Genomic DNA, 6,417 nt, shown 5'->3' on the forward strand with positions numbered 1-6,417 from the left:
CTGCTAGGTATATTTCCCCAAATGAAAACAATTTACGCATGATTATGGTTGTAACCTTATTTTATTGAAAAGCAAATCGTATCGTCCAGATACAAGGCAGATTTTGTTATTTTTACAACATTTCTCATATGTTTTTCCCTGTTGCATCTCCCGTTAAACCTGTCACTTCCACTTTTTAAACCGTTGTTAGGGATGTTGCTTTGCCCGGATCGGTATCATATAAATGAAAATCATATTCCACACCGCAGTCACGTTCTCTTAAAATCTGTGTCACAGTCATACGCGCTAAATCTTTCATGTTGTTGTCTTGACTTAAATGGGCTAAATACACACGTTTTGTTTTCTCTCCAACAACTTCTGCCAATGCTGACGCAGCATCTTCATTAGATACGTGGCCGGTGTCTCCTAATATCCTGCGTTTTACGTTCCAGGGATAGCGGCCCATGCGGAGCATATTCATGTCATGATTAGACTCGAAGATAAACATATCAGAGTTTTGTATTAATCCTTTTGTGTTCTCACTCACATACCCCATGTCTGTCGCTAGTGCCAGCTTTTTTCCGTTATGATGAAACACAAAAAACATAGGATCAGCCGCATCGTGTGAAACCGCAAATGGTTCCACATCAAGATCTGCAAATGTTTGCACGCTTCCGCGCTCCAATGCATATTTTTGTTCAGCTGGTATTGCTCCAATACTCTTTTCCATCGCCCCCCACGTCTTTTCATTTGCATAAATCGGCAAGCCGTATTTTCTAGCTAACACTCCAACACCTTTTATATGGTCACTGTGTTCATGGGTCACTAAAATGCCGTCTAACTGTTTTGGATCCCTATTAATTTGTTCAAATAACCCTTGTATCTTTTTCCCACTCAGACCAGCATCTACCAGCAGTCTTTGTTTCTCTGTTTCCACATATAATGCATTTCCTGTACTGCCGCTTGCAAGTACACTAAATGATAAAGCCATATCCGTCTCTCACTCCATGTATCTCTCGTGTTTAATTATTCTCAGCTTCCCCTGTGCCGGTGTCTGTTTTCTCTTCACTAGAATTATCATTTGATTCCTCATCCATATCTTGAATCGATCCATCAATGGCATGAATCAAATACGTTTTCTCTTCGTTTATTTCTATTCGATACATCGGGGCAAAGACCTGGTCTTCTCCCTCCGAGCTAAACAGGCTGTGGTAGCCTAGGTTCACTTTGCTTACATAATCATTAAACGACAGGATATTTTCTCTTAACAGCACGTCAATGGCTCTGTAAGGGGGGAGCATATCTTTTGCTTTCCCTTCTTCATCAAATATTAAATAGCTCTGCACATAACTTTCTATCTCATTGTCTTCATTAAAAAACAAGACGAGCTGGTCATCTCCATACGTATACACTGTTTGTTCTTCATACATTTGATTGAAAAACATTTGACGGTCATTGCTGTTCCATCTATCATACGTATATTCCTCGGCATTCCACACATATTCGTTCATAAATTGGGTAACGTCTTCTGTGACATCAGATGAAACTTCAAAAGGTTCTTCTAGTTTCACCTCAATAAACTTATCGCTGATGGCATGGACGTTCTCCTCACCTACTTTGTCAGTCACTTCTTCTTGTATATCAACAGACTTTCCAACAATGTGACTAATCTCACTTCTTTCATCTGGAAGATTCTCCGTCACTTGCACATTCATATTTGCTAATCTTTCCCGGACAGTTGCCTGTGCTCTCACATTCAGCTCACTCGCGTTCTTTTTTTCAATAAGTTGATAAAGCAAAAATGCATTAAGAAGGAGGAATGCTACAATGAAGATCATTTTTGTTCTACTCCAATCCATTTTCCCCCTCCTCTTCTGCTTCCTCCGGGTCAATTGGGTACCACGCATCGTCGTATTTCACATACCAGCTTGGCTCTAGACGGACAACCACATTATCAGTTTTCTCCATTTTGTAACCAACTCGTATGTTCTCAATAGACTCGGGATCAAATTGCTGTTCGGCAAATGCAATCACTTGCTCCCCTCGGGCAAGTTCCATGGATCCCCTAGCATTAATGGGACTGCCATCCAAATTAAATAATGGCCGTGAAAATTGAGAGACTTGTCCACCTGCTCTTGTAACATTAATGGAAGCCAAGTCTCTGCCCCTTGACTCAAACACAGGCAAACCAGCTACAATCATACGATAAGAGACATTCTCCTCTTGATTGCTGTATCCCCAATCATATAAATGATACGTATCTGTCCATCCGCCGCGAGAATTGATAAAGTCAAAGCCTGTTTCTACAACGTGCTGCTGAGACTCCTGAACATTTTCACTGTACACAGGGTTGATATATTGAAGATAGTGACCGTTATCTTCTAATGTCATCATCCGGTTTCCGTCCGTAAATGAGGCTTCTCGATTATCTTGATGATATTGTTTAACGTAATCTGTATCATTAAATAACAAACGCAAAAATACATTATAATTCATTTCTGAAAACGTATCTGAAAGAGTAGTGTACGTTACAGATTCTTCGGGTAAATAAATGAACTCCGTTAGAGACGAATTATTTTGTATTTCATACGAAAACACTGATGGATATTGGTCAATGCCTTCCAAGTATATATCCCTGAAATCGGACATGCTAAAATTTGTTTCTCCTTCTAGAATAATCTGTTCCCCATATGACACAAGCCTCACTACCAAGTTTTCGCTTTCGCCGCCGTTATCTACCAGTAAAATCCGGTCGACCATATCAATCGACAAATAAGGGATGTCATCTTCAATATTTAATACACTATTAACCACATCACCAGGAATGGCCGTTGGGTAAATAACTTCTGCTATTCGCTGCCCCTCATACATGTCATCTGCTTCCACGTTTTGATGCAGTGTAATATTTTCCACTCGGGCATCCAAAAAATCGTTATAAAATCTAGCAAATAGATTCTCATGTCCATCCAGGCTTACTTGATGGAGTCCATCGTGAAAAATAAGCTGCTCCGGCCAAATGACATCATTTAAAGCCAGCTCTTCTCCTGATGTTTCACTCGGCACATATCCCGACTCGTCTAAATAATCCAGGTTGGGCTGAAACGTCCAGAGTTGATATGTTAGTACAGCACTTGTCGCAATCAATATCGTTAATGTCCAGGATTTCACACGCTCAATCATTCATTAACACCCGCTTTTTCATTCACGGTATAAGGAAGTGTCACAGAAATCGTTGTTCCTTTTTTCCATTCACTGTCAACTGTAATATCTCCACCATGAGCCTGTACCAACTCTTTAGCAATCGCTAAGCCCAGTCCAGATCCGCCAAGATTCCGTGCTCTTGCTTTATCTACTCGGTAAAAACGATCAAAAATCTTCTCTTGACTTTCTTTTGGTATCCCTACACCTTGGTCGGTTATTTCTATATCAACAACCTGTGAACGCGTAAACATTTGTACCGAAATGATACCGCCATCAGGCGAGTACTTAACGGCATTTGAAACAATGTTATCAAACACTTGTGTCATCTTATCCTTATCCATCGAAACATACACCGCATGCTCTGGAATATTTTTAACAAAGTCAATGTTTCGATCTTTCGTCAACATTTCAAATCTCTCTGCAATGTGACGCAAGTGTGCACTAATATCGACAAACTCAAAGGTTAATTGTAAGTCATCACTATCCATTTTTGATAACTGCAGCAAATCATTCACAAGCCGGATCATACGTTCCGTTTCATTTTGTGTAACCGATAAGAAACGCGGACCTAATTGTTCATCTGACAATGCCCCATCTTCTAACGCTTCTAAATAACTGCGCATAGTTGTAAGTGGCGTTCGCAGTTCATGAGAAACATTCGCTACAAATTCACGGCGCTCCCGTTCTATTTTTTCTTGTTCTGTCACGTCATGCAATACAGTAATCAAGCCATTTACAGGACCATCTTCATTGCGAATGACAGAAAAATTAGCTTCAATCAAAAATTCATGGTTATCATCACTAACGTCTAGCAGGATTGCTTCATCGTAGTCATATAAATCACTCGGTGAAAGAGTTTCCGATAAGCGGAGCACTTCAGGAAGAGAGCTGCCAAGTACAAGATGAGAATCGACGCGCAGCAACTGTTCTGCTCGTTTATTCATTAAAATTATTCGTCCTAATTCATCTGTAGCAATCACTCCATCCGTCATATGCGTTAAGACAGAGCTTAATTTTTTGCGCTCTCCTTCTGTGTTGGCATGAGCATCTTTTAGATTCAATGTTAATGCATTAAACGACTCAGCTAACTGGCCAATTTCATCTTGGCCGTATACACGCACACGTCTGGAAAAATCTCCTTCTCCCATCACTTTAGCTTGTTTTTGCATGTCAACAATAGGTCTGGTAATCGTTTGTGATACCAGAACTCCCAGCACTGCAGTAATTACAAGCGCAATGACAGTACTTGTCACAAATATGCTATTAATTTCTTCCATCTCTTGATAAATATTTTCCATGGACGCTTCAATATAAATAGCTCCAATAACTTCTCCGTCCGCATCCACGGGTTGAGCAATAACCTGTATGCGATCTCCCGTTTCAAGATCTCTCAACATGGGACTATCTTCTTGTCCTAATAACGCTCGCTCTACACGGACATTGGTACTTTGCTGGCCAACAATATCCTGATTGCCCCAATCAGATGTGCCAAGTACTTCTCTATTTGGGCCAATAACTTGAACTTCTGAGTCTTCTATCGAGAAAAATTCCTGCAGAAGGTCCTGAATATCATCTTCAAGCGGCTCTTCTTCACTGTCACGATCCCGTGTCATTTCCTGTCTTACGTTGTACTCCAGCAAATCTGCTCGTTCCTTCAACATATCAAAATGATTATCTTCCAGCTGTGTTTCCAGCTCTCTCGTAAAAATCACACCAATTACTTGGATAGCTATAAAAATCAGCAGCATAAAAATAAAAATCATTTTGACATGAATCGATTTAAAAAAATCGATTATCTTCATTCTTACTTCTCCTGTTCAGGATGTTTTAAGTAATAACCGACCCCTCGTCTTGTCACAATCCACATTGGATAGCTTGGATTGTCCTCTACTTTTTCCCGGAGTCTTCTCACTGTCACGTCTACTGTTCTTACATCCCCAAAATAATCATAGCCCCAAACAGCTTGAAGTAAATGTTCCCTTGTCATCACTTGTCCAATGTGACGAGCTAAATAATGTATGAGTTCAAATTCGCGATGAGTCAAATCAACGGGCTGTCCCCTTTTGGAGACAAGATATGCATCAGGATCTATCGTTAAATCACCGACTTCAATTTTCTTTTGTTTCGATGCGTGGTCATCAGGAATAGACTGAAGTCTTCTTAAATTTGCTTTTACGCGTGCAATGAGCTCTCTCGTACTAAACGGCTTCGTGACGTAGTCATCGGCCCCTAATTCCAGACCGAGTACTTTATCAATTTCAGCATCTTTTGCTGTTAACATGATAATAGGCATATCATAGTTCTTTCGTATTTCACGGCATACTTCCATGCCATCTTTATGCGGAAGCATAATGTCTAATAAAACAATATCAGGCTGAAACGCATGAACCTTTTCCAACGCTTCGTTGCCGTCATACGCGACATCTACCTGGAACCCTTCTTTTTTTAGATTGAAATCTAATATATCAGCAATTGGTTGTTCATCGTCTACCACTAAAATTTTTTCATCCATTCCATAACCGCTCCATTTCTTTAGAGAATAAGTTGCTGGGATGAATTTGCTCACTATGTTTATTTTCATCTACGGATGCTCCGTGTATGTGTACAACCAGCAACAACGCACAGGATGAACCTATCCGTTCATTTCCGTTTTTCACGTTGTTTAAACCTCTTCTTATTGTAACATAGGCTGCTACAGACAGGTGATTACATATCATTTTCATTATTCAAAGAAAAGGGCAAGCGCCTTGAAAAAGGGACATTCGGCTACGGTGAACCGACCCGCGTCGTGTGCGTCTGAACGGCTGGGCGCTTGCGCTAAACCATGAAAACACCAAGCTTTTATACTATCTTACCTTTATACAAAAAACGCCTGGATCTCTATCCAGACGTTGTTATTGCTTTCAATGGTGGCTCGAGACGGAATCGAACCGCCGACACGAGGATTTTCAGTCCACTGCTCTACCGACTGAGCTATCGAGCCATGTAACAAAGCAATGTTCTATCATTTGTATTTCGACTTACATTTAGAAAATTTCCCATTTTAACAGTCCAAGATAACTTATTCCGTTATTTTATGTAATGGCGGGCCTGACGGGAATCGAACCCGCGATCTCCTGCGTGACAGGCAGGCATGTTAACCGCTACACCACAGGCCCTTTTTTGAAAAATAATCTGCGAATCTCTTCGTCAGCTTCAGTCTTTCAGTCAGGTCACGTACTGTTGTACGCTCCTTCC

At 40.6% G+C, this 6,417-nt stretch carries 6 protein-coding genes and 2 tRNA genes; all 8 read right to left on the reverse strand.

The window, feature by feature from the left end; genetic code table 11:
- Positions 1–175: 175 nt before the first annotated feature.
- The 8 genes from BLT18_RS11675 to BLT18_RS11705 all read right to left on the reverse strand — a co-directional run bounded on the left by BLT18_RS11675 (position 176) and on the right by BLT18_RS11705 (position 6,338).
- Positions 176–970, reverse strand: coding sequence for an MBL fold metallo-hydrolase (locus tag BLT18_RS11675; protein ID WP_091274166.1), 795 nt, complete (start codon positions 968–970; stop codon positions 176–178).
- A 31-nt stretch (positions 971–1,001) separates the two neighbouring features.
- The gene (locus BLT18_RS11680; protein ID WP_175487484.1) at positions 1,002–1,838 is read right to left on the reverse strand and encodes a two-component system regulatory protein YycI; all 837 of its coding nucleotides are present in this window, start codon (positions 1,836–1,838) and stop codon (positions 1,002–1,004) included.
- On the reverse strand, positions 1,825–3,159 hold the full coding sequence (locus tag BLT18_RS11685; RefSeq protein ID WP_091274170.1) for a YycH family regulatory protein: 1,335 nt from the start codon (positions 3,157–3,159) through the stop codon (positions 1,825–1,827). The genes BLT18_RS11680 and BLT18_RS11685 overlap by 14 nt, the downstream gene beginning before the upstream one ends.
- Positions 3,156–4,982, reverse strand: a complete 1,827-nt coding sequence (gene walK / locus BLT18_RS11690) for a cell wall metabolism sensor histidine kinase WalK (RefSeq protein ID WP_091274172.1) — start codon at positions 4,980–4,982, stop codon at positions 3,156–3,158. The genes BLT18_RS11685 and walK overlap by 4 nt, the downstream gene beginning before the upstream one ends.
- A 2-nt stretch (positions 4,983–4,984) precedes the next feature.
- Positions 4,985–5,692, reverse strand: coding sequence for a response regulator YycF (yycF, locus tag BLT18_RS11695; RefSeq protein ID WP_091274174.1), 708 nt, complete (start codon positions 5,690–5,692; stop codon positions 4,985–4,987).
- Positions 5,685–5,837, reverse strand: coding sequence for a hypothetical protein (locus BLT18_RS18235; protein WP_175487485.1), 153 nt, complete (start codon positions 5,835–5,837; stop codon positions 5,685–5,687). The genes yycF and BLT18_RS18235 overlap by 8 nt, the downstream gene beginning before the upstream one ends.
- A 250-nt stretch (positions 5,838–6,087) precedes the next feature.
- Positions 6,088–6,163, reverse strand: a tRNA-Phe gene (locus BLT18_RS11700).
- A 99-nt stretch (positions 6,164–6,262) separates the two neighbouring features.
- A tRNA-Asp gene (locus tag BLT18_RS11705) sits at positions 6,263–6,338 on the reverse strand.
- Positions 6,339–6,417: the final 79 nt, after the last annotated feature.

It is taken from the genome of Alteribacillus persepolensis (assembly GCF_900099605.1).
Classification (GTDB): domain Bacteria; phylum Bacillota; class Bacilli; order Bacillales; family Marinococcaceae; genus Alteribacillus; species Alteribacillus persepolensis.